The 21139-nt window shown below is 66.3% G+C and carries 22 protein-coding genes; 14 read left to right on the top strand and 8 right to left on the bottom strand.

Annotated features, from left to right (window positions below):
* Positions 1-114 precede the first annotated feature (114 nt).
* Genes folD through ACW176_RS18025 form a run of 3 tightly spaced genes read left to right on the top strand, consistent with a single transcriptional unit; the run spans position 115 to position 2784 of the window.
* Positions 115-1011, top strand: coding sequence for a bifunctional methylenetetrahydrofolate dehydrogenase/methenyltetrahydrofolate cyclohydrolase FolD (folD, locus tag ACW176_RS18035; RefSeq protein WP_419251689.1), 897 nt, complete (start codon positions 115-117; stop codon positions 1009-1011).
* The gene (locus ACW176_RS18030; RefSeq protein WP_419321138.1) at positions 1011-1367 is read left to right on the top strand and encodes a c-type cytochrome; all 357 of its coding nucleotides are present in this window, start codon (positions 1011-1013) and stop codon (positions 1365-1367) included. Before folD ends, ACW176_RS18030 begins: the two co-directional genes overlap by 1 nt.
* A 13-nt stretch (positions 1368-1380) precedes the next feature.
* Complete coding sequence (locus tag ACW176_RS18025; protein ID WP_492110113.1) at positions 1381-2784, top strand: D-arabinono-1,4-lactone oxidase; 1404 nt, start codon at positions 1381-1383, stop codon at positions 2782-2784.
* A 5-nt stretch (positions 2785-2789) separates the two neighbouring features.
* On the opposite strand, the gene ACW176_RS18020 is transcribed toward ACW176_RS18025, so the two are convergent.
* From ACW176_RS18020 to ACW176_RS18010, 3 genes are all read right to left on the bottom strand, one after another.
* Entirely contained in the window at positions 2790-3272 is a 483-nt protein-coding gene (locus ACW176_RS18020; protein ID WP_492057073.1) for an Hpt domain-containing protein, read from the bottom strand.
* A 91-nt stretch (positions 3273-3363) separates the two neighbouring features.
* Positions 3364-4146 (bottom strand): NAD kinase, encoded by a 783-nt coding sequence (locus ACW176_RS18015; protein ID WP_419321141.1) that lies wholly within the window; start codon positions 4144-4146, stop codon positions 3364-3366.
* Between the two features lie 32 nt (positions 4147-4178).
* Positions 4179-5264 carry a DUF2336 domain-containing protein gene (locus tag ACW176_RS18010; RefSeq protein ID WP_492058559.1) on the bottom strand — a complete coding sequence of 362 codons (1086 nt, stop codon included), beginning with the start codon at positions 5262-5264 and terminating at the stop codon, positions 4179-4181.
* A gap of 170 nt (positions 5265-5434) precedes the next feature.
* On the opposite strand from ACW176_RS18010, the gene glpK reads away from it, so the two are divergent.
* Both glpK and ACW176_RS18000 read left to right on the top strand, forming a co-directional pair.
* Entirely contained in the window at positions 5435-6928 is a 1494-nt protein-coding gene (gene glpK, locus ACW176_RS18005) for a glycerol kinase GlpK (protein ID WP_492110112.1), read from the top strand.
* A 153-nt stretch (positions 6929-7081) separates the two neighbouring features.
* Positions 7082-8053: an SMP-30/gluconolactonase/LRE family protein gene (locus tag ACW176_RS18000; RefSeq protein ID WP_492110111.1), complete on the top strand. Its 972-nt coding sequence runs from the start codon at positions 7082-7084 to the stop codon at positions 8051-8053.
* A gap of 27 nt (positions 8054-8080) precedes the next feature.
* Here ACW176_RS18000 and ACW176_RS17995 read toward each other — a convergent pair whose 3' ends face one another.
* On the bottom strand, positions 8081-8764 hold the full coding sequence (locus ACW176_RS17995; RefSeq protein WP_492110110.1) for a uracil-DNA glycosylase: 684 nt from the start codon (positions 8762-8764) through the stop codon (positions 8081-8083).
* Positions 8754-9353, bottom strand: a complete 600-nt coding sequence (locus ACW176_RS17990) for a LabA-like NYN domain-containing protein (RefSeq protein ID WP_492057077.1) — start codon at positions 9351-9353, stop codon at positions 8754-8756. Before ACW176_RS17990 ends, ACW176_RS17995 begins: the two co-directional genes overlap by 11 nt.
* A gap of 12 nt (positions 9354-9365) precedes the next feature.
* Here ACW176_RS17990 and folK point away from each other — a divergent pair, with 12 nt between their 5' ends.
* From folK to ACW176_RS17975, 3 genes are all read left to right on the top strand, one after another.
* Positions 9366-9881 carry a 2-amino-4-hydroxy-6-hydroxymethyldihydropteridine diphosphokinase gene (folK, locus tag ACW176_RS17985; protein WP_492110109.1) on the top strand — a complete coding sequence of 172 codons (516 nt, stop codon included), beginning with the start codon at positions 9366-9368 and terminating at the stop codon, positions 9879-9881.
* 136 nt (positions 9882-10017) lie between these two features.
* Complete coding sequence (gene rpoZ / locus ACW176_RS17980; protein ID WP_035049486.1) at positions 10018-10377, top strand: DNA-directed RNA polymerase subunit omega; 360 nt, start codon at positions 10018-10020, stop codon at positions 10375-10377.
* Between the two features lie 113 nt (positions 10378-10490).
* Positions 10491-12731, top strand: coding sequence for a RelA/SpoT family protein (locus tag ACW176_RS17975; protein ID WP_492111967.1), 2241 nt, complete (start codon positions 10491-10493; stop codon positions 12729-12731).
* Here ACW176_RS17975 and ACW176_RS17970 read toward each other — a convergent pair.
* On the bottom strand, positions 12728-13129 hold the full coding sequence (locus ACW176_RS17970; protein ID WP_492110108.1) for an NUDIX domain-containing protein: 402 nt from the start codon (positions 13127-13129) through the stop codon (positions 12728-12730). The genes ACW176_RS17975 and ACW176_RS17970 overlap by 4 nt on opposite strands.
* A gap of 83 nt (positions 13130-13212) precedes the next feature.
* Between ACW176_RS17970 and pyrE the strand changes: the two genes are divergently transcribed.
* On the top strand, positions 13213-13800 hold the full coding sequence (gene pyrE, locus ACW176_RS17965; RefSeq protein WP_035049495.1) for an orotate phosphoribosyltransferase: 588 nt from the start codon (positions 13213-13215) through the stop codon (positions 13798-13800).
* Here the strand turns inward: pyrE and ACW176_RS17960 are convergent, their stop codons facing one another.
* A complete protein-coding gene (locus ACW176_RS17960) occupies positions 13801-15387 on the bottom strand; it encodes an amidohydrolase (RefSeq protein WP_492111966.1) in 1587 nt (528 codons plus the stop codon). It lies immediately after the preceding gene.
* Between the two features lie 240 nt (positions 15388-15627).
* Here ACW176_RS17960 and ACW176_RS17955 point away from each other — a divergent pair, with 240 nt between their 5' ends.
* The 5 genes from ACW176_RS17955 (at position 15628) to rnc (ending at position 18800) form a co-directional block, all read left to right on the top strand.
* A complete protein-coding gene (locus ACW176_RS17955) occupies positions 15628-16386 on the top strand; it encodes a pyridoxine 5'-phosphate synthase (RefSeq protein ID WP_492111965.1) in 759 nt (252 codons plus the stop codon).
* Positions 16383-16775: a holo-ACP synthase gene (gene acpS / locus ACW176_RS17950; protein WP_419321149.1), complete on the top strand. Its 393-nt coding sequence runs from the start codon at positions 16383-16385 to the stop codon at positions 16773-16775. The genes ACW176_RS17955 and acpS overlap by 4 nt, the downstream gene beginning before the upstream one ends.
* Positions 16776-16799: 24 nt before the next feature.
* Positions 16800-17093 carry a YciI family protein gene (locus ACW176_RS17945; RefSeq protein WP_492110107.1) on the top strand — a complete coding sequence of 98 codons (294 nt, stop codon included), beginning with the start codon at positions 16800-16802 and terminating at the stop codon, positions 17091-17093.
* A 132-nt stretch (positions 17094-17225) separates the two neighbouring features.
* Complete coding sequence (lepB, locus tag ACW176_RS17940; protein ID WP_492110106.1) at positions 17226-18080, top strand: signal peptidase I; 855 nt, start codon at positions 17226-17228, stop codon at positions 18078-18080.
* A 24-nt stretch (positions 18081-18104) separates the two neighbouring features.
* On the top strand, positions 18105-18800 hold the full coding sequence (gene rnc, locus ACW176_RS17935) for a ribonuclease III (RefSeq protein ID WP_492110105.1): 696 nt from the start codon (positions 18105-18107) through the stop codon (positions 18798-18800).
* A 48-nt stretch (positions 18801-18848) separates the two neighbouring features.
* Here rnc and ACW176_RS17930 read toward each other — a convergent pair whose 3' ends face one another.
* Positions 18849-20699 (bottom strand): phosphoenolpyruvate carboxykinase (GTP), encoded by a 1851-nt coding sequence (locus ACW176_RS17930; protein ID WP_492110104.1) that lies wholly within the window; start codon positions 20697-20699, stop codon positions 18849-18851.
* Positions 20700-21139 lie beyond the last annotated feature (440 nt).

The raw sequence follows: 21139 nt of genomic DNA, 5'->3' as shown, positions 1-21139 counted from the left end.
GGCACAGCGAACTGGAGCTTGGCAGCCGAAAGTGTGAGCGGTTTCGGCGCCTGCCACGCTCCGCATGTTTGGTTTGGAGCCTTTAGCCAAGGCTAAAGGCTCCGGGAGGCGCCCATGTCTGAGGCCAGGATCATTGATGGCAAGGCCTTCGCGGCCGATCTGCGCGAGCGGGTGGCCGAGGATGTGAAGGCTTTGAAGGCCGATCACGGCGTCACGCCCGGCCTCGCCGTGGTTCTGGTGGGCGAGGATCCCGCGAGCCAGGTCTATGTTCGCAACAAGGGCGAGCAGACCCTGGCGGCGGGCATGTATTCGGAGACCCATCGTCTGCCGGCCGATGTCAGCCAGGACGCGCTTCTGGCCCTGGTCGGCAAGCTGAACGCCGATCCGGCGATCCACGGTATTCTCGTACAGTTTCCAGTGCCCGATCACCTCAAGCAGGCCGATATCGTCGCGGCGATCTCGCCTGACAAGGACGTCGATGGCCTTACCGTCACCAATGCCGGTCGTCTGGCCAGCGGCCTCCCGGCCCTAACGCCCTGCACCCCGCTGGGCTGCATGATGTTGCTGAAGGATGTGCTGGGTGATCTGCGCGGCAAGTCGGCGGTCGTGATCGGCCGGTCCAATCTGATGGGCAAGCCTATGGCCCAGATGCTGCTGGCCGCCGACTGCACCGTCACCATCGCCCATTCGCGCAGCGTGGATCTGCCCGGCATCGTGCGTCAGGCCGATATCGTCGTGGCCGCTGTGGGTCGCGCCGAGATGGTCAAGGGTGACTGGATCAAGCCGGGCGCGGTGGTCATCGATGTCGGCATCAGCCGCTTTCCGTCGCGTGATCCAGTAGCCGCCGCTGCGGGCAAGACCCGGCTGGTCGGCGATGTCGCTTTCGACGAGGTCAAGGCGGTGGCTGGCGCCGTCACACCGGTGCCGGGCGGGGTGGGCCCCATGACCATCGCCTGCCTGCTGGCCAACACCGTTACGGCCGCCAAGCGACTGCACGGGATCGACGCCTGATGCGCCCCGCATGGTTCCTGATGCTCGCGGCCCTGTCCCTGACCGCTTGCGGCGAGACGATTCCGCCGGCCCCGACGCCGGAGCAGGCTCTGCTGCTGAAGCCGGCCGACGCCAAGCTGGCGGGGCTCTACGAGACGTCGTGCAAGGCCTGCCACGCCATGCCGGGAACGGGCGCGCCGCTGGTCCAGGATCGCGCCGCCTGGGACCCGCGCTGGAAGCAGGGCGAGGCCGTGCTGCTTGACCATACCATCCAGGGCTTCAAGGCCATGCCGGCCTCAGGTCAGTGCGTGGCTTGCGCGCCGGCTGATTTCCAGGGCCTGATACGATTCATGGCGGGGCGCGAAGACCCCGCTTAAGCGGGGGAAACGCATGATCTCGAGACGAGGCGCTCTGGTCGCGGGCGGTACGGGCGTTGCGGTGGTCGCCACCGGCGGCGCGGGTTTTGTGGTGGCCACCCATGAAAAGCCCGAGCCGTTGGCTCCAGCCTCTGTCAATGCTGACGGCAAGCTGCTGTGGCGCAACTGGTCCGGGGTTCAGACCGCCTATCCCTCGGCTCGCCTCGCGCCGAAGGACGAAGCCGAACTGGCCCTGATGCTCAAGACCGCCGCAGCGCCGATCCGGCCGGTGGGGGCAGGGCATTCCTTCACGGCCCTGGCGCCGACCAGCGGAGCGCTGGTGTCACTGGACGCCATGTCCGGCGTGGTCGGCTGGGAGGGTGACGAGGCCGTGGTCTTGGCCGGCACGCGACTTGGCGCGCTGGGCCCTGTCCTGGCGGCCAAGGGGCGGGCCATGGCCAATCTGCCCGATATCAACAAGCAGTCCCTGGCCGGCGCCCTGGCCACGGGCACCCATGGCACGGGCGTCAAGCTCCAGGCCCTGCATGGCGACGTCACGGCCTTGCGCCTGGTGACGCCGAGCGGGCGTGTGATCGACTGCGACGCCGCCCGCGAGCCTGAAGTCTTCCAGGCGGCCAAGGTGTCTCTGGGCGCGCTGGGCGTGATCTCTCAGGTCAGGCTGAAGACGATTCCCAATCGCCGGGTGCGTCGCCGCGTCTGGATCGAGCCGTTTGGCGACGCCCTGGCCAAGGCGGAGTCGCGTTGGGCGGCGCATCGCAATTTCGAGTTCTACGCGGTGCCGTTCACGGGGCTGGCCGTAGGCATCAGCCATGACGAGACCGACGATCCGGCCGAGGCGAGGGGCCCCGATCAGGACACCGCATTCCTTGACGCCCTGAAGGGCATGCGAAACCTGCTCGGCTTCTCGAGCCCATTGCGCAAGGCGGCGGCCAAGGCGCTGCTGGCTGGCGCGAAACCCGAGACTGCGGTCGATGAAGGCTGGAAGCTCCTCTCCACCGAGCGGCCTGTTCGCTTCAACGAGATGGAATTCCATCTACCGGTCGAGGTTCAGCTCAAGGCTCTGGAAGAGGTGGTCGCGACCATCGAGAAGGAGCGTCCCGATGTCTTCTTCCCGATCGAGGTGCGCCGTATCGCCGCCGACGACGCGTGGCTATCGCCATTCCACGGCGGGCCGCGCGGGTCGATCGCCGTGCATACCCACTACAAGGATGACTTCGCGTTCCTGTACGATCTGATCGAGCCGATCTTCCGCCGCCATGGCGGCAGGCCGCACTGGGGCAAGCTGCACAATCTGCGCGGTCAGCATCTGGCGGCGCTGTATCCGCGCTGGAACGATTTCCTGAAGGTGCGGGCCGAGCTTGATCCGGAGGGGCGGATGCTCAATCCCTATCTGAAGGGGCTGTTCGGACTGATCTGAGGCGTTCAGGCCTTCAGATATTCCGTAACCCGGCCTTCGAGTTCTTCGGCGAGGGCCTTGCCGACGGGGTGCGTGTCGACCTTGATGTCGCCGCGCACCGCCGCCTTGATGGCGTCGATATGGGCGTCCACCAGGAACATCGGCGCAGACAACCGCGTCTCGGGCTCGTCGATCAGCTTGCACAGCGAGGCGGCCATGCGGGTGATCAGCGGGAATTCGTAGGTGGCGCCCAGACCCTTCAGGTCATGCGCACGAAGATACAGGGTCTCGACCGTGACGGCGGTCAGGCCTTCTGTCTTGACGTCCTGCCGCGCGGCTTCGAGCTTGGTGATTTCGTCCTGCAGCCACTGGGCGAAATTGCCGGACAAGCTCTTGAGAGCAGCCTCGGCCTTGGCGATCGCGGCCATGTCGATGCCGCCGCGTCCGCCCACCTTAAGCTTCAGCATGTTGGGCACTTGGATCACTTCGGCGGTGGGCTTAGTTGTCAAGATTGCCTCCCCGGCGGCGGATATTTCGAGAGCGTTATCATAGCAGGCGTTAACAACGAATGAGACCTGCGTTTCTCTGCGGCGCAACGTCTCAGGCGGAGAACTGTTCTGCGAGTACGCGTTCATCAAGGCTGCGACCGGCGTCGAAGAGCATCGCCAGGCTGGTGCCGCGGTCTTCAGAGATATGGACTTCGAGCACGTCGCGAACCTCGAAGTTATCTGCGACGGCGCTGACCGGGCGCTTGTCGGCCTCGATGATCTCGAAGGTAATGCGCGCCGAGCGCGGCAGTAGGGCCCCGCGCCAACGTCGGGGACGGAAAGCGCTGATCGGTGTGAGCGCCAGGACCTGACCGCCGATGGGAATGATCGGTCCGTGTGCCGAGAGGTTGTAGGCTGTCGACCCGGCCGGCGTGGCGATAAGGGCCCCGTCGCAGACCAGCTCGCTCATCCGCACCTTGCCGTCGATCGAAATGCGCAGCTTGGCCGTCTGGCGGGTCTGGCGCAGCAGCGAGACCTCGTTGATCGCCAGGGCGCGGTGGTTGCGACGATGGGAGTCGATTGCGGTCATGGCCAGGGGGTGGATTACGGCGCGCTCGGCGGCGTTGATCCGCTCCAGCAGGCCGTCCTCGCTATATTCGTTCATCAGGAAGCCGACCGAGCCGCGGTTCATGCCGTAGATCGGTGTCTGGCTGGCAATGGCGCCGTGCAGGGTTTCCAGCATGAAGCCGTCGCCGCCGAGAGCCACGATCACCTGAGCTGACTCCTCGCCGACGTCGCCATAGCGGGCGATCAGGCGATCTCGCGCCTCCTCGGCTTCGGGGCGATCACTGGCCTTGAATGTCAGGCGAGTCAGGAAGGGCTGTGGCTGGTACATCGCGCCCAAGAGGCGCGAAGCCTCCCAGCTTGTCAAACGGCGCCGACGGCCTGTCGGAAAGCCATTCCGGCGATGTCAGGCGTGAATGGGCCAAAGGCGCTGCCGGCGCGTCTGGCGCCCTCGTCGCCGCCGCCGGGGCGACCGCCGTTCAGCTGGCGCACATGTTCCAGGATGGTCGGAAACACGCTGCGATCGATGCCGACCGCCGAGCAGGCCAGGGCCAGAAGTTCCGGGCGATTGCTATCGATGGCGCGGCGGATCTGGGGCGATTCGAAGCGGCCCAGACGCGCAAGGGCCGTAACAAACAACGTCAGGCGGCCTTCGCGCAGCACCCGCAGCAGGTAGCCGGGCCGCAGTTGCCCGGCAGCATCGAGCTTTTCGACAAGCGAGCGCTCCATTTCCGCGCGATCTTCGTCCGACTCGATACCCCCGTCCTGGGCCGGGCTGTCACCGCGATGGGCAGCGCGGAGGGTTTGGTCGAGGGCGAGCGCAATCGTTTCGGGATCGAGATGGAAGCGGCTCGTAAGGGCGTCGCGCAAGGCGCTTCCGACCCACAGATAAAGCTGTTCAGCCAATTCGCTGGAAAGCAGCGGATGACGCGCCAGCGGAGAGCGCAGGGCGACGATGTCCTTGGCGCGCCCGACAAGGCGACGCAGACTGTCGGGCGAGAGTTCGGCGGTGTCGTTGCTGGCCAGGGCCGTCAGGACAGCGTGCTCGTCGCGGGCCAGAATGGCTTCGACCACAGAAGCCGACAGGCGTGGGCGTCGCGCGACCTCGATCTGATGCTCCAGGGTGGCCTGAACCATCAGGCGAATCAGGTCGTGATCCTGCAGCACCTGACTGCGGGCGATGATCGGGCGGGCGATCTCGATCTCGTCGAGCGCCAGGATGTTGATCAGCGCCGACGGCGCCCAAGGCGCGTCGGCCAGGCGTTCAGACAGACGCTGGCGAATGTCGCGCTCGGCTTCGACGACCAGAGTCATGAAGATGGAATCGAGCAGGCGCTGGATATCGGGATCGGTCGGGGCTCCGGCGGACTGGCCAGCTTCGCAAAGTTCAATGATGCCAGTGAGCAGCCGTTCGCGATCGCCCGGATCGCGGCTGCGCGCCAGTGTCAGAAGCTTGGCGGTTTGGACGGCTTGGATGACCAGCCTCCTCGAATCCCGAATTGTGTGAGGATGACCTTGCTGTCAGCAAATGAAAACATGCTTAAACAGGGCGGCCCAACAGTCGATTAAGAACAGCGGCGAGTTGTCACGGGCGAAGCTTGAGGACGGGAGGCGCGAGCATGGCTGAACAACTGATTCTGGCCCTGGATCAGGGCACAACCAGCACCCGTGCGATACTGTTCGATGCGACAGGCGGGGCCCTGGCCGATGCGACGCGGCCTTTGCGGCAGAGCTACCCTGCCGACGGCTGGGTGGAGCACGACGCCGAGGAAATCTTCGCGGCCTGCGTGGCTGTGATGAGAGAGGCCATGGAGACGTCCGGGCGCGATGCCGCCGACGTCGTCGCCATTGGCGTGACCAACCAGCGCGAAACGGTGGTGGTCTGGGACAAGGCGACGGGGCGACCGATCCATCCGGCCATCGTCTGGCAGGACCGGCGCACGGCCGACGCTTGCGACCGGCTGCGCGCGGCGGGCCATGAGGCGCAGGTCTCCCAGGTGACAGGGCTATTGCTGGACCCCTATTTTTCGGGCGCCAAGATCGCCTGGATCCTCGACCGCGTGCAGGGCGCCCGGGCGCGCGCCGAGGCCGGCGAGTTGCTGTGTGGCACCATGGATAGCTGGGTGATCTGGCGGCTGACCGGTGGAAAGGTCCACGCCACGGACGCCACGAACGCTTCGCGCACCCTGCTGTTCGATATCGAGGCCCAGGCGTGGTCGCCGGCGATGCTCGACCTTCTCGACGTGCCGGACAGCCTGCTGCCCAGGGTTCTGGACTGCGCTGACGACTATGGTGTCACGACGGTCGACATTCTGGGCCGTGAGGTGCCGATCCGGGGCGTTGCTGGCGACCAGCAGGCGGCGCTGATGGGGCAGGGCTGTATCCGGCCTGGCCAGATGAAGGCCACCTACGGCACCGGCTGTTTTATGCTCATCAACACCGGTGATACCCGCCCGGTGTCGCGCTCGCGCCTGCTGACCACCGTCGCGGCGCGGGTCGGCGGCAAGACGACCTATGCGCTGGAAGGATCCATCTTCGTCGCCGGCGCGGCCATCCAGTGGCTGGGCGAGGGGCTGGGGATCACCGGCGGTCCGCGCGCCGCTGAGGCGCTGGCGCGAGCGGCCAAGCCCGACCACAGCGTTGTGGTGGTGCCCGCCTTCACCGGGCTGGGCGCGCCTTGGTGGGACGCGGGCGCCCGGGGCGCGATCTTCGGACTGACGCGGGACGCAGGCCTGCCCGAAATCGCGGCGGCCACCTATGATTCCTGCGCCCTGCAGAGTCGCGACCTGATCGAGGCCATGCGCGCCGATGCTCCGGAAGCTTTCGGAGAGGACGCCCAGCTCCGGATCGACGGGGGCATGTCCAAGAGCGCCTGGTTCTCGCAGCGACTCGCGGACCTGACGGGCATGCAGGTCCAGCGGGCCAGCTATCTGGAAACCACCGCCTTGGGTGCGGCGCTGTTCGCGGGCCTGGGGGCCGGCGTCTATGCCTCGCTGGAAGAGGCCGCCGCCGCGCGTCCTGCTGCCGAAGGTTTGATCCCATCCATGCCCTTGCATCAGCGCGAGGCGGCCTATGCGCGTTGGCTGGACGCGGTGCCGCGCGTTCGCAGCTGACTTTCTTGACCCTGACGCATAACGCGGGTCGCCAGGGCCGGGACCTATTGCTATGACATCGCTGTCATAACATGAGGACTCAACCGCATGACGCCGACGCGCCGTTCCATCACCCTGGGGGCCAGCGCCGCCGTTTTTGCAGGAGGGATTTCCGTGTCCGCTCAAGCCGCTCGCCCAACGGTCGGAAGCATCCGGCGCCTGTCTGCCGCGCTGGATGCGGTCATCGCTTTGGACGCCAGGATCGAGCCATTGGCGGACGGCTTCGTCTGGTCTGAAGGGCCGGTCTGGGTGAGGGAGGGCGGCTATCTCGTCTTCTCGGATGTACCGGCCAATACCATGTATCGCTGGAGTGAAGCGGACGGCGCGAGCGTGTTTCTCAAGCCGTCGGGCTATGACGGCCCGCCGACCAAGGCGTTCCGCGAGCCTGGCTCAAACGGCCTGGCGCTGGACGCTTCGGGCGCGCTGCTGGTCTGCGACCATGGGAACCGGGCGATTTCCAGAGTCGATCTGAAGACCAGGCAGAAGACGATCCTGCTTGACCGCTATCAGGGCAAGAAATTCAGCAGTCCCAACGATCTGGCTGTCGTCCAGAAGGGGGCAATGGCCGGCGCGATCTATTTCACCGATCCGCCCTACGGCCTTGAGGGCATGAACGACTCGCCGCTGAAGGAGATGGCGTTCAACGGCGTCTATCTGCGGCGCCCCGACGGCTCGGTCGTCGTGATTGATGACAAGCTGACCTTCCCCAATGGACTGGCGCTGACCCCGGATGAGAAGCGGCTCTATGTCGCCGTATCCGATCCTGAAGGGCCGGTGATCATGGCCTATGACCTGGGCGATGACGGACTACCGGTGAAGCGCCAGCTGTTCTTCGACGCCATGGCCCTGCACAAGGCCGGTGGCGCGGGCCTGCCGGATGGGATGTGCCTGGACACCGAGGGACGCCTCTACGCCACGGGCCCTGGCGGTGTGCTGGTGATCACGCCAGCCGGCGAGTTGATTGGCGTCATCGACGCGGGTCGCCCTATCGCCAACTGCGCGTTCGGCGAAGACGGCCACACCCTGTTCCTGACCGCCGACGACATCCTGGCCAGGGTGCGCCTGAAGACAACCGGTCTGATCTAGCCGGCGGAGCTTCTGGTTTCGGCGCCTCTAGTCGGCCGCGTCGATATAGGCCTTCACTCGGGCGAACAGGTCCTCGAACATCGGCGTGGTGAGGCGGCCCGTGTTCGTGTTGAGCCGCGAGCAGTGATAGCTGTTGAACACCCGATAGGGGCCGGCCTGAAACTCCGAGCCGTGGCCGGGGATGCCCGCAGAGCCTTTCAGGCCCAGGGCCTTGAGCACATTGCGCCGCGACACGTCGCCCAGGGTGACGATGGCCTTGAGCTTCGGGAACGCCTCGATCCGCTTGGTCAGGAACGGCCGGCAGGTGTTCTCCTCGCTGGTCTCGGGCTTGTTGCCGGGCGGGGCGCAGCGGACGGCGTTGGTCACCGCGCTGCCGATCAGCTTGAGGGAGTCGTCTGGTCGCGCCTCGAACTTGCCGGTGGCGAAGCCGAACTTGATCAGGGTGTCGTAGAGCAGGGTCCCGGCATAGTCGCCGGTGAAGGGCCGCCCGGTGCGGTTGGCCCCCTTGCGACCGGGGGCCAGGCCCACGACCAGCAGTCGTGCATCCCGATCGCCGAACGACGGGGCAGGGCCATTGAACCAGTCAGGATAGAGGTCCTGGTTCTCGCGGCGGTAGGCCACCAGGCGCGGGCACAGCGGGCAGTCGCGCGGCGGCTCGGCGGGTGAGGGGACTGTTTCGCCGGCGATATTGGAGGGCTGCTCAGTATTCATCGTCCGCCTCGCGTTCGGCCTGGGTGCGAGCGTCGGCCATCGGACGCGGCGCAGGCGCTCGCTGAGGGCGGCCGACGATGTTGGCCAGGTCGTTCAGGTCGACGAAGTCATCAGCCTGGCGACGCAGGTCGTCGCTGGTCATTGGCGGCTGACTCTTCATGGTTGAAACCACGGTCACCCGGCGACCCTTGCGCTGCACGGCCTCGACCAGGGCGCGGAAGTCGCCGTCGCCGGAGAACAGCACCAGATGGTCGGCGGTTTCGGCCATCTGCAGCATGTCGACGGCGATCTCGACGTCCATGTCGCCACGCCAGCGCTTGCGGCCCTGGCTGTCGGTGAACTCGCGCGCCGGCTTGGTGACCAGCGTAAAGCCATTGTAGTCGAGCCAGTCGACCAGCGGCCGGATCGGCGAATAGTCGTCATTCTCGTTGATGGCGGTGTAGTAATAGGCCCGGATCAGAACGCCCCGCTTTCTGAACTCGTCGAGCAGCTTGCGGTAGTCGATGTCGAAGCCCAGCGCCTTGGCGGCCGAGTAAAGGTTGGCCCCGTCAATGAACAGGGCCAAACGGTCTGTGGGATAGAAGGTCAAAGCGGCAAGTCCTTGGAAAATACGGTCGATCAAAATGGATTGGATGAGGCCATTATCGTGGCGCTCGGCTGTAATCTGCCGGGAGCCTACACGAGTCGCGAAGCCTTGTTGGAAGCCGCGCTGGAGGCCTTTTCCTCTGAGGGCCTCGCTGTGGTGGCGCGCTCGTCGTGGTGGACATCCGCAGCCTGGCCTGATCCTGCCGGTCCTGCCTATCTGAACGGTGTAGCGGTGGTGGAAACCTCGCTAGACCCGGCGGGGACGCTCGCAGCCCTGCATCGCATCGAGGCGCGCTTTGGGCGGGCGCGCGGCGAACTCAACGCTTCCAGGACTCTGGATCTCGACCTGATCGCTCACGGCCGCAGGGTGATCTCCGACGTCGTGATGGCGCCGCACCCGCGCGCTCATGAGCGCCTGTTCGTGATGGGCCCCTTGGCCGAGATCGCGCCGGATTGGCGCCATCCCGTCAGCGGCGAGACCGCCGCCCACCTGGCGGACGCCGCCAGCATTGGGCGCGACGCTAGGCCCTGAACTTCGCGCACTGGACTTACCGGCGCGAAGCGGGCATAAGCGCCCCCTCGCGAAAGACGGGCAAAGACTCAGCGGCGTTGCGTAACGCCGCTCAAACCCTTATTTTGCAGAGCATCACGGCTAGCCCGAGGAATTCATGGCCCGCGTCACCGTCGAAGATTGCGTCGAGAAGGTTCCGAACCGTTTCGCACTGGTTCTGCTGTCCGCCCATCGGGCGCGCGGTATCTCGGCCGGCGCCGCCCTGCTGGTCGATCGTGACAACGACAAGAACCCGGTCGTCGCCCTGCGCGAGATCGCTGATGACGTCGTCGATCACGAAGGCCTCAAGGAACAGCTGATCAGCACGCTGCAGCGCGTCGATGAGCACACCGAAGCCGAAGAAGAAGCCGAGACCCTGGCCCTGCTGGCGGATCCGAGCCACATGCAGATGAGCGAACTGGAACTGGTTCGCGCCCTGCAAAGCGACCGCGATGGCGGTCAAGAGGAACGGTACTGAGCCCCGACGGCACAGACCCTCTGATTCTTGAAGCGGCGCCTGCAGCCGCTCCATCCGAACGCGCGTCCGAAGTTTCCCCATCGCCTGGGGCAGACTCGGGCGCGTCGTCGTTTCTGGCGACCAGCGAGGTCCAGGCCATCCCGACGCCGGCCGCCAAGCCGCGCCAGAAGATCCTTCGCCAGTACGAGCTGATTGAGCGGGTCCATTCCTACGACCCGACAGCCGACGAAGCGCTGCTGAACCGCGCCTATGTCTACGCCATGCGCATGCACGGCAGTCAGACCCGGGCCAGCGGCGACCCTTACTATGCCCACCCCATCGAGGTGGCCGGCATTCTGACCGAGTACCGGCTCGACACCGCGACCATCGTCACGGCTCTGCTGCATGACGTGATCGAGGACACGCCCGTTACCCGCGAGGACATCGCGGGTCTGTTCGGCGACGAGATCGCCGAGCTGGTCGAGGGCGTGACCAAGCTATCCAAGCTGGAGCTCCAGGCCGAGCATTCGCGCCAGGCCGAGAACCTGCGCAAGTTCATCCTGGCCATCAGCAAGGACGTTCGCGTCCTGCTGGTGAAGCTGGCCGATCGTCTGCACAACATGCGGACGCTGCACTTCATCAAAAGCCAGGCCAAGCGCGAGCGCATCGCCCGCGAGACGCGCGACATCTACGCGCCCCTGGCCCGCAACATCGGCTGCCACCGCATCTGCACGGAGCTGGAGGAGCTCAGCTTCGAGCACACCAATCCGGTGGCCCGCAACGCGATCATCCGACGGCTGGACACCCTGCGCGCCGAGCAGGGCGGGGCTGTGGCGCTGGTCTCGCAAGAGATCGCGGCGCGACTGGAATCCGCTGGCGTGCCGGCCCGGGTCTTCGGCCGGGAAAAGTCGCCCTATTCGATCTGGCGCAAGTTGCAGCGCAAATCGATCGGCTTCTCGCAGATGTCCGACATCTACGCCTTCCGCGTGATCGTCGACAACGAGGAGGACTGCTATCGCGCGCTTGGCGTCCTGCACCGGTCCTGGTCCAGCGTGCCGGACCGCTTCAAGGACTTTATCTCGACGCCCAAGCGCAACAATTACCGCTCGCTGCACACCACCGTGGTGGGGCCGCGCGGCATGCGCATCGAGATGCAGATCCGCACCGAGGCTATGGACCGCGTCAACGAAGAGGGTGTCGCCGCCCACTTCCGCTACAAGGACGCCTCGTACGGCCTCGACCTGGAAGGCATGGAAGCCGCCGGCGGCCGCGATCCGCTGGCCAATCTGCGCCAGCTGGTCCAGGTGCTGGAGCATGGCGGCGACGCCGAGGAACTGGTCGAACACGCCAAGCTGGAGATGTTCCTCGACCAGGTTTTCGTCTTCACGCCCAAGGGCAAGCTGGTCAGCCTGCCGCGCGGCGCCATGCCGCTCGACTTCGCCTATGCCGTGCACACCAGCGTCGGCGACACCTGCATTGGCGTGAAGATCAATGGCGAGCTGAAGCCGCTGCGCACCGGCCTCAACAACGGCGACGTGGTTGAGGTCATTCGGGGCTCCAAGCCCGTGGTCCCACCGGACTGGCGTTCGCTGACCGTGACCGGCCGCGCGCGCTCGGCGATCCGCCGCCACATCCGCCAGACCGAGAAAGAAGAGTTCCTGCGCCTGGGCAAGGCGTCCGTGGAGCAGATCTTCGAGCGGGCCGGCAAGAAGTTGAAGGACGTCTCGCTGCGCCCGATCCTGGAGCGGTTTGCGCTGGACAGCGACGAGACTCTGTTCGACGCCGTCGGCCGTGGCCGGGTCTCGCCCAGCCAGGTTCTGGAAACGGCCTTTCCAGGCATGAAGGACAGCGACATGGCCGCCGCCTCGGCCCGTCGCAAGATCGAGGGCGGCAAGGGCGCGCGCCTTTATGTGCGCGGCGGCGGGCTGACGCCTGGCGTATCGCTGCACTTCGCCCAATGCTGCAGCCCGGTGCCGGGCGATCGCATCGTCGGCATCCTGCGCGAGGATGGCGACGCGGGCCAGGACGGGGGGCTGGACGTCCACACCATCGATTGCCCCAAGCTGGCCGACTACGAGGATCGCGAGGATCTCTGGCGCGACCTGAACTGGACGCCCGAGGCCGAGCGCGAGACGGTGTCGTTGACCCGCCTGCATGCCACGATCCAGAACGCGCCGGGCGTGCTGGGCCAAGTGTGCACGATCATCGGCGAGGCCGGCGGCAATATCGTCAACCTGCGCATGCACCATCGCCAGAGCGACTTCTTTGACACCGACATCGATGTCGAGGTGCGCGACGCCAAGCACCTGACCAACATTTCGGCGGCGCTGCGGGCCTGTCCTTCGGTTGAGACCGTGGACCGGACGCGGGGTTAGGCTTTCAGCGCCGCAATAGCGTCGGCCGTAGAAGCGGTCAGTGGTGAGGGCAGGGCGTTCAGAGCGAACCAGCCCCACTCCGAGAGCGCGTGGTCTTCCTGGATCACGGGCTCGCCTTCGAACCGCTCCGTTCGATAGGTGATCGCCACCCAGTGATAGTCGTCGGCGATCATGTCAGTCACGGCCAGCACCGGTCCGGCGACAATTCTAACCCCCAGTTCCTCGAGGATTTCGCGTTCGGCGCAGGTGCGGGCGGCTTCGCCCCAGTCGAGCTTGCCGCCGGGAACGCCCCAGTGTGCGGCTTCGGGAGGCTTGACCCGCTTGACCAGCAGCAGGCGACCCTGGTCGTCGAGGATGGCGGCGCCGCAGCCGATGCGGGGGCGGAGAGGTTCGGTCATGGGGGCGATAGAGCCAAATCCGATCCGCGACGCAAGACGTGACCCCCGTTTGAAGACTCGCGCGCCTCAGCTATATCCCCGCCATGACCAATGATGACGTCCTCGACGAATTCCGCGCCGCAGGCGCCCTGCGCGAAGGCCACTTCGTGCTGTCCAGCGGCCTGCACAGCCCGGTCTTCCTGCAGAAGAACCTGGTGTTCATGCGGCCCGAGCGCTGCGAGCGCCTGTGCAAGGCCCTGGCCGAGAAGATCATCGCCACCGTCGGCCAGCCCGATGTGGCGGTGTCGCCGGCCGTGGGCGGGATCATCCCCGGCTATGAGACCGCTCGTCACCTGAACGTCGCCTCGATCTATGTCGAGCGCGAGGGCGGCGGCTTCAAGTTCCGGCGCGGCTTCCACCTCGAACCCGGCCAGAAGGTCGTGATGGTCGAGGACATCGTCACCACCGGCCTGTCGTCGCGCGAGTGCATCGCCGCGATCCAGGAAGCCGGCGGCGAGGTCATCGCGGCGGCCTGCATCGTCGACCGCTCGGGCGGCAAGGTCGATGTCGGCGTGCCGTTGGTTTCTCTGTGCAGCCTGGAAGTGCCGGCCTATCCGGCCGACGCCCTGCCGCCGGAGCTGGCCGCGATCCCCATCGAGGACCCCGGCAGCCGCCGGCTGAAGGCTCAGTAGTTACTTGGCCGGGGCAGGCGGCGTCAGCTGCTTGACCGGCCATTCCACGCCCAGCTGTTCCAGGTAGGTCCCGTACTTGCCGGGATCGTAATAGAACCTGCTCATCGCCGGCCGGTAGGTCGCCATGATGTTGGCGTTGATCTGGGTCTGGGGCTTGTCGGTGGCCGCCAGCATCGGCACGTATTTCTGGTCCTTGGTCTGGACGTCCTTGAAATAGCTGCTGGCCGCGGCCAGCAGCTTGGGCTGGGTCAACAGGTCCAGGGCCGTCATCGCCACCACCTTGGAGCCCGCCGCCACGCCCTTGTGGGCGATGGGCGTCGCCATCGAGATGGCGTTGGCCCAGTGGTGGCCGGGTAGTTCAGGGATATTGGCCGGATAGTTGATCGTGATGGTCGGCATGATCCACGAAATGTCGCCGATATCGTCCGACCCGCCGCTTTCCGGCTTGGGATCCGGCGGCGACAAGCCCTTCAGCTTGACGTCGAGACCGGTCTGCTTGGGCGCGCCGATATTGGCCTGCACGGCCTTGGCGAAGGCCTGCTCGTCGGCGGTCCAGACCGGCAGGCCGACCGCCTCGATATTGGCCTGGGCGGCCTGCGCCATCGGGCGGTTGAAGTGGCGAGGCGCGGCTGTGCCGATCACCTGATGATCGACCTTGGTGTCGGTCATGTCGGCGGCGGCCTGGGCGATCCGGTCGCCGATGGCGTAGTTCTTCTTGATCGCGTCGAAGGACTGTTCGCGGAAATAGTACCAGACGCTGGCTTCGGACGGCACGACGTTGGGCTGGTCGCCGCCATCGACGATGACGTAGTGCGAGCGCTGCTCGGGCCGCAGGTGCTCGCGGCGCATGTTCCAGCCGATGTTCATCAGCTCGACCGCGTCCAGGGCGCTGCGACCCCGCCAGGGGGCGCCGGCCGAATGCGCGGACTCGCCATGGAAATTGTACTTCACCGACACCAGGCCCGTGCCCGTGGGCTGACCCCAGGTGGTGGCGAGGTTTGAGCCCACATGGGTGAAGATCGTGGCGTCCACGCCGTTGAAGACGCCGTCGCGAACCATGTAGGCCTTGCCGGCCACCAGCTCCTCGGCGACGCCGGGCCACAGCATCAGGGTGCCGGCGATGTTCTCCTTGATCATCAGATCCTTGAGCGCCAGGGCGGCGACGACGTTCAGGGCCTGGCCGGAATTGTGGCCCTCACCATGGCCCGGCGCGCCGGGAACGATCGGGTCGTGCCAGGGCACGCCAGGCTTCTGCGAAGCCTTGGGAATGCAGTCGATATCGCTGCCGAAGGCGATGGTCGGACCGTCCTTGCCGTTCGTCCAGGTCGCGGTCCAGGCCGTCGGAATGCCCGACACGCCGCGCACAACGGTGAAGCCGTTCTCCTCCAGCACGCCGGTGATGTATTTCGAGGTTTCGATCTCCTGGAAGCCCAGTTCTCCGAAGGAGAAGATCTGGTCGTTCATCACCTGGGACAGCTTGGCTCGGGCCTCGACGCCGGCCACGGCCTGCGCCTTCAGGGCCTTGAGCTTGCTGGCTGAAACGGTCGGCGCCGCCATGGCTGAAACGGCCGTCGTGGCCAATAGCATCGCGAGGGCCGCAGCCTTTGCCGTTCTCAGGATCATGTCGAGCGCCCCCAATTGCCAGGCGCGAACTTTCGACGCCGAAGCGGGCGCTGTCCATGCCGTTTCCGCAAGTCGGACCAGAACCATGCGCCTGTCGTTTTTCTGGTCTCCACCCACGGCCGGGAAGGGGATAGACTACCTTCGACGGCTAGCGATCGGCCGCCGATCGCGTTCGAGGGCGGTAAAATTCTTAGCGAGCATCAGATCAGCGTCCGACTGGGCGTCAATATCGACCACGTAGCCACGATCCGGAACGCGCGCGGCTCCAGCTATCCCGAGCCGGTGCGCGCCGCCGAGCTGGCCCTGGCCGCCGGCGCCGACGGAATCACCGCCCACCTGCGCGAGGATCGTCGGCATATCTCCGACGCCGACATCGCGCTGCTGAACGACCTGTGTCTCAAGCGTGGCAAGCCGCTGAACTTCGAGATGGCCGTCACCGACGAGATGGTTGGGATCGCCCTGCAGGCCCGGCCGCACGCCGCCTGCCTGGTGCCCGAGCGCCGCGAGGAGGTGACGACCGAGGGCGGCCTCGACGTGGTGCGCGGCTATGACGCCATCGCCGCCGCCACCGTTCGGCTTCGCGAAGCCGGCGCCCGAGTGTCGTTGTTCATTGACGCCGAAGCCGGCCAGATCGAGGCCTCGCACCGCCTGGGCGCCCAGGTGATCGAACTGCACACGGGCGCCTATTGCGACGCCGCGCGGGCCGGGGAGGTCGAGCGGGCCGCCGCTATCCTCAGGCGCTTGCGGGACGGCGCGGAGTTGGCCTCCAGCCTGGGTCTGGAGGTCCACGCCGGCCACGGCATCGACTACGCCACGGTCAAGCCAATCGCGGCCATCCCGCAGATCGCCGAGCTTAACATTGGCCACTTCCTGATCGGCGAGGCGATCTTTGTGGGGCTGCCTCAGGCCATTCATCGGATGCGGACCCTGATGGACGCCGCCCGCGCCGAGCTGGTCGCGTGATCATCGGCATCGGTTCGGACCTGTGCGACATCCGGCGGATCGAAAAGTCGCTGGAGCGGTTCGGCGACCGGTTCACCAACAAGGTGTTCACCGACATCGAGCGCACGCGGTCCGAGCGCAAGCCTGACCGCGCCAGCAGCTATGCCAAGCGGTTCGCCGCCAAGGAGGCCTGCTCCAAGGCCCTGGGCACCGGCCTCAAGCGCGGCGTGCATCTGGCCGGCATGGGCGTGGTCAACCTGCCGTCGGGCAAGCCGACCATGGCCCTGACCGGCGGCGCGGCGGCGCAGCTGGCCTCGATGGTGCCCGCCGGCATGACGCCGGTGATCCATCTGTCGCTGACCGACGATCACCCCTACGCCCAGGCCTTCGTGATCATCGAGGCCATCTGAACCGCAAAACAGGACGCCGGGCCGATGAGCGAGTTTCTCCTGTTGATGCATGGCGACGCGGTCAACGAGGCGGCGGCGGACTGGCCGGCCTATCTGGACGGACTGGCTCAGGGCGGGCGTTTGCGCGGCGGCAGCAGCCTTGGCGGCGGCGCCTGTTTTCGCGGGGACGGGGCGTCGCGACCAACGTCCGACCATCTGACCGGCTTCATCAGGGTCGCGGCGGAGAGCCTGGAGGACGCGCGATCCTGCCTGGCCGGCAATCCCGTCTATGAGGCCGGGGGAACCGTGGAAATCCGTCTTCTGGTCGAGGATGAATAGCCTCCGCGCGGCCGCCCAACCTCCGCCATGAAGGCGAGTTAACCGGCGTGGAGCTTGCCCGTAGAGTAAAGCGCGTCTAGCTAAGCCTGTCCGGTTCGCCGGAACCCCATTGTTCGAGAGCCCAGCGCCCGTATGACCGACGCCGCCGACGATAACGCGCCGCCCCACGAACAGGGGGGCGCCGTCAAGGAATTCATCGAGATCATCAAGACGGTGGCCTATGCCCTGGGCATCGCCCTGGTGCTGCGGGTCCTGCTGTTCCAGCCCTTCACCATCCCGTCCGGGTCGATGGAGCCCAACCTGCTGGAAGGCGACTACATCATCGTCAGCAAGTTCAGCTATGGCTGGAGCAAGCACTCGATCCCGTTCAGCCCGCCGATCCTGAATGGCCGGATCCTGGACAAGGCGCCCAAGCGGGGCGACATCGTCGTCTTCAAGCTGCCGCGTGACAATCGCACCGACTATATCAAGCGCCTGATCGGCATGCCGGGCGACAGAGTCCAGGTGCGCGGCGGCGTGGTCATCATCAACGGCAAGCCCCTGGCCATGGCCACGCGCGATCCGGCCCTGGTCGACATGGGCTATGGTTTCACCCAGCAGGTTCAGCGCTTCGAGGAAACCAATCCCGAAGGCCGCAAGTACCAGACGCAGGACTACGGCCCCGACAGCCGCGGCGACAATACCGGCATCTATACGGTGCCCGAGGGCTGCTATTTCTTCATGGGCGACAACCGCGACAACTCGGCCGACAGCCGGTTCGACCCGGGCGTCTCGCCGTTCAAGACCGGTCCTGGCGTCTGCAAGTGGGACTATGAGCTGGACCAGTATATCGGCGACGAGGTCGGGGTCGGCTTCGTTCCGGCCGAGAACCTGGTCGGCAAGGCCCAGATCATCCTGCTGTCCTGGAACCGCAAAGCAGCCCTGTTCAAGCCCTGGACCTGGGTTCTGGACGCCCGACCCAGCCGCTTCTTCCGCGTTCTGAAGTGATCCCCAGGGAAGCGATAAGTGTCCATGGATAGACGGGTCGTCGCCGTCGGCGACCTGGAGCGCCGGATCGGTCACACATTCAGCGACCGCGCGCTGCTGGAACAGGCCCTGACGCACGCCAGCGTCGGGGACGGCGCCAAGAAGACCGCCGATAACGAGGTCCTCGAATTTATCGGCGACCGCGTGTTGGGCCTGCTGGCCGCCGAGGCCCTGGCTGAGCGGTTTCCGCAGGCCAAGGAGGGCGAGCTTGCGCCGCGCCTCAACGCCCTGGTCAGCCGCGAGACCTGCGCCCGCGTGGCCCGCGCCGCAGAGCTGGGTCCGGCCCTGCGTCTGTCAGCCTCGTCCAGCAAGGTCGGTGGTCGCGAGACCGATTCCATCCTGGCGGGCGGCTGCGAGGCTCTGATGGCGGCCTTGTATCGTGATGGCGGGCTGGAGACGGCGCGCCGGGTGTTCCTGGACCTGTGGAGCGCCGAGTTCGACCGTTCCGCCCACGGCAAGCCGCGCGATCCCAAGACCGCGCTGCAGGAGTGGGCTCAGGCCCAGGGCAAGCCCTTGCCGACCTATGCGGTCAAGGACCGAACCGGCCCCGATCATGCGCCGGTCTTTACCGTCCAGGTGACCGTCGCCGGCGTCGATCCTGTCTTCGCCACCGGCCGTTCGCGCCAGGACGCCGAGAAGGCCGCCGCCAAGGCGCTGCTGGAGCGCGAGGGGGCGGAGTAGGGGCCAGTAGTCCGGCGGACTTAGACTTCCTGGCCCCCTGCGCCGAGCTTAAACGCTTTCCAGGGTTCGGCTTTCCGCAGCGGCGGGCGTGAGCCGGCCGGTCAGGGCTTCCAGCTGGGCATAGAGCGCCTGAGGCATGCGCGAGCCGAGGCGCTTGTAGGCGTCCAGGATCAGGGTGGCTTCCTCCAGCCAGATCGACCTGTCGACCGTCAGCAGCAGATTCAGCGCCGCCTGGTCGAGTCCCAATCCGGACACATCCAGCGCGCCAGAAGCGGGAAGGCGGCCGATGGCGCTGTCCACGGCGTCCGCCTCGCCTTCGAGCCGCTCGACGATCCATTTCAGGACGCGGGCGTTTTCGCCATAGCCGGGCCAGACGAACTTCCCGGTCTCGTCCTTGCGGAACCAGTTGACGAAATAGATGCGCGGCAGCTTGGCGGGATCGGCGCTGGCCCCGACCTTCAGCCAGTGGCTGAAATAGTCACCCATATTGTAGCCGCAGAAGGGCAGCATGGCGAAGGGATCGCGGCGCAGTTCGCCGATCTTGCCTTCGGCTGCGGCGGTGCCTTCCGAGGCCACGTTCGAGGCCAGGAACACGCCGTGCTCCCAGTCGAAGGCCTCGGTGACCAGCGGCACGGCCGACGCGCGGCGGCCACCGAACAGAATGGCCGAGATCGGCACGCCGGCCGGATCTTCCCACTCGTCGGCGATGACCGGGCACTGGCCGGCCGGTACGGCGAAGCGGGCGTTCGGATGGGCGGCCGGTTCGCCCACGGCGGGGCTCCAGGCCCGGCCCTTCCAGTCGGTCAGCCCCTCAGGCGGCGTGGGCGTGAGGCCTTCCCACCAGACGTCGCCATCGGCGGTGAGGGCGACATTGGTGTAGATGCAGTTGGCGTGCAGGGTCTCGATGGCGTTGCGGTTGGTCAGTACCCCGGTGCCGGGAGCCACGCCGAAGAAGCCCGCTTCGGGATTGATCGCATAGAGCCGGCCATCGGGCCCGAAGCGCATCCAGCAGATATCGTCGCCGATGGTCTCGGCCTTCCAGCCGGGCAGGGTGGGCTGCAGCATGGCCATGTTGGTCTTGCCGCAGGCGCTGGGGAAGGCTGCGGCGACGTAGCGAACCTTGCCGGCCGGCGAGGTCAGCTTGAGGATCAGCATGTGCTCGGCCAGCCAGCCTTCGTCGCGGGCCATGACCGAAGCGATGCGCAGGGCGTAGCACTTCTTGCCCAGAAGCGCGTTGCCGCCATAGCCCGAGCCATAGGACCAGATTTCCCGGCTTTCCGGGAAGTGGACGATGTATTTGTCGTCATTGCAGGGCCAGGCGACATCGGCCTGACCATCCTCAAGCGGCGCGCCCAGGGTGTGAAGGGCGGGCACGAAGAAGCCATCGTCGCCCATGGCGTCCAGCGCGGCCTGGCCCATGCGGGTCATCACCCGCATCGAAACGGCCACATAGGCGCTGTCGGTGATCTCCACGCCCAGGGCGCTGATCGGCGAGCCGACCGGGCCCATCGAGAACGGCACGACATACATGGTGCGGCCGCGCATGCAGCCGTCGAACAGGCCATGCAGGGTGGCCCGCATTTCCACGGGGTCGCGCCAGTTGTTGGTCGGGCCGGCGTCTTCCTGATCCTGCGAACAGATGAAGGTGCGGCTCTCGACCCGGGCGACGTCTCGCGGATCCGAGGCGGCGTAAAAGGAGTTGGGGCGGAGTTCGGGGTTCAGGCGCTTGAGCGTGCCGGACGCGATCAGTTCGCCGGTCAGGCGCTCCCACTCGGCGTCCGAGCCGTCGCACCAATAGATGGCTTTGGGCTTGGTCAGGGCGGCGACTTCGTTGACCCATGTCACGAGACGCGCGTGTCTGGTCGGGGGCGCGATGGCGCCGGGCCCTTCATTTTGCATTGCTCATCCTGCCTGCGCATTTTGGCGAAACTATTGTTCGCCTTGATCGTGAGTATAGCGTCCCAAGGCGCGGCGGATAGACTGTCTTATCTATGACAACGTTGTCGCTTTGTGGATTGGCGCAATGTTGCCCGTTAAGTATCCGCGAAGTGATGGCGGGCGATGTTTATCGGGGCGCTGGCTCATCGGCCGCTGGCCAGTTTTGGGCGTGGGCCACGGTCCTTGGAACAGCGTCGTCACGGTGCGTTTTGTCGCTCGGGCGTGGCGGGGGGGACCATGCTGGACGCGTTGATCCCGCCCCCGGGGCCTCGCAAGGACGCGGCAAAGCCCGTCTCAGGGCGCCGCCTGCAACAGCCACCGCGGGAGCAGCTATTGAAACTCGGCCTTGGAACACCCAAGCTCTAGGCACGTTGTCCTCGGCCGGGCCTCGTCAAAGCCCG

It is taken from the genome of Caulobacter sp. FV1ye13L (assembly GCF_058681155.1).
Note: the sequence above shows the minus strand (reverse complement) of the source record. Positions and strands in the feature narration are given on the sequence as shown.

Coding starts and splice junctions, on each gene's coding strand:
- folD (WP_419251689.1), top strand. CDS start 115: ATGTCTGAGGCCAGGATCATTGATGGCAAGGCCTTCGCGGCCGATCTG.
- ACW176_RS18030 (WP_419321138.1), top strand. CDS start 1,011: ATGCGCCCCGCATGGTTCCTGATGCTCGCGGCCCTGTCCCTGACCGCT.
- ACW176_RS18025 (WP_492110113.1), top strand. CDS start 1,381: ATGATCTCGAGACGAGGCGCTCTGGTCGCGGGCGGTACGGGCGTTGCG.
- ACW176_RS18015 (WP_419321141.1), bottom strand. CDS start 4,146: ATGTACCAGCCACAGCCCTTCCTGACTCGCCTGACATTCAAGGCCAGT.
- glpK (WP_492110112.1), top strand. CDS start 5,435: ATGGCTGAACAACTGATTCTGGCCCTGGATCAGGGCACAACCAGCACC.
- ACW176_RS17995 (WP_492110110.1), bottom strand. CDS start 8,764: ATGAATACTGAGCAGCCCTCCAATATCGCCGGCGAAACAGTCCCCTCA.
- rpoZ (WP_035049486.1), top strand. CDS start 10,018: ATGGCCCGCGTCACCGTCGAAGATTGCGTCGAGAAGGTTCCGAACCGT.
- ACW176_RS17970 (WP_492110108.1), bottom strand. CDS start 13,129: ATGACCGAACCTCTCCGCCCCCGCATCGGCTGCGGCGCCGCCATCCTC.
- pyrE (WP_035049495.1), top strand. CDS start 13,213: ATGACCAATGATGACGTCCTCGACGAATTCCGCGCCGCAGGCGCCCTG.
- ACW176_RS17960 (WP_492111966.1), bottom strand. CDS start 15,387: ATGCTATTGGCCACGACGGCCGTTTCAGCCATGGCGGCGCCGACCGTT.
- ACW176_RS17945 (WP_492110107.1), top strand. CDS start 16,800: ATGAGCGAGTTTCTCCTGTTGATGCATGGCGACGCGGTCAACGAGGCG.
- lepB (WP_492110106.1), top strand. CDS start 17,226: ATGACCGACGCCGCCGACGATAACGCGCCGCCCCACGAACAGGGGGGC.
- rnc (WP_492110105.1), top strand. CDS start 18,105: ATGGATAGACGGGTCGTCGCCGTCGGCGACCTGGAGCGCCGGATCGGT.
- ACW176_RS17930 (WP_492110104.1), bottom strand. CDS start 20,699: ATGCAAAATGAAGGGCCCGGCGCCATCGCGCCCCCGACCAGACACGCG.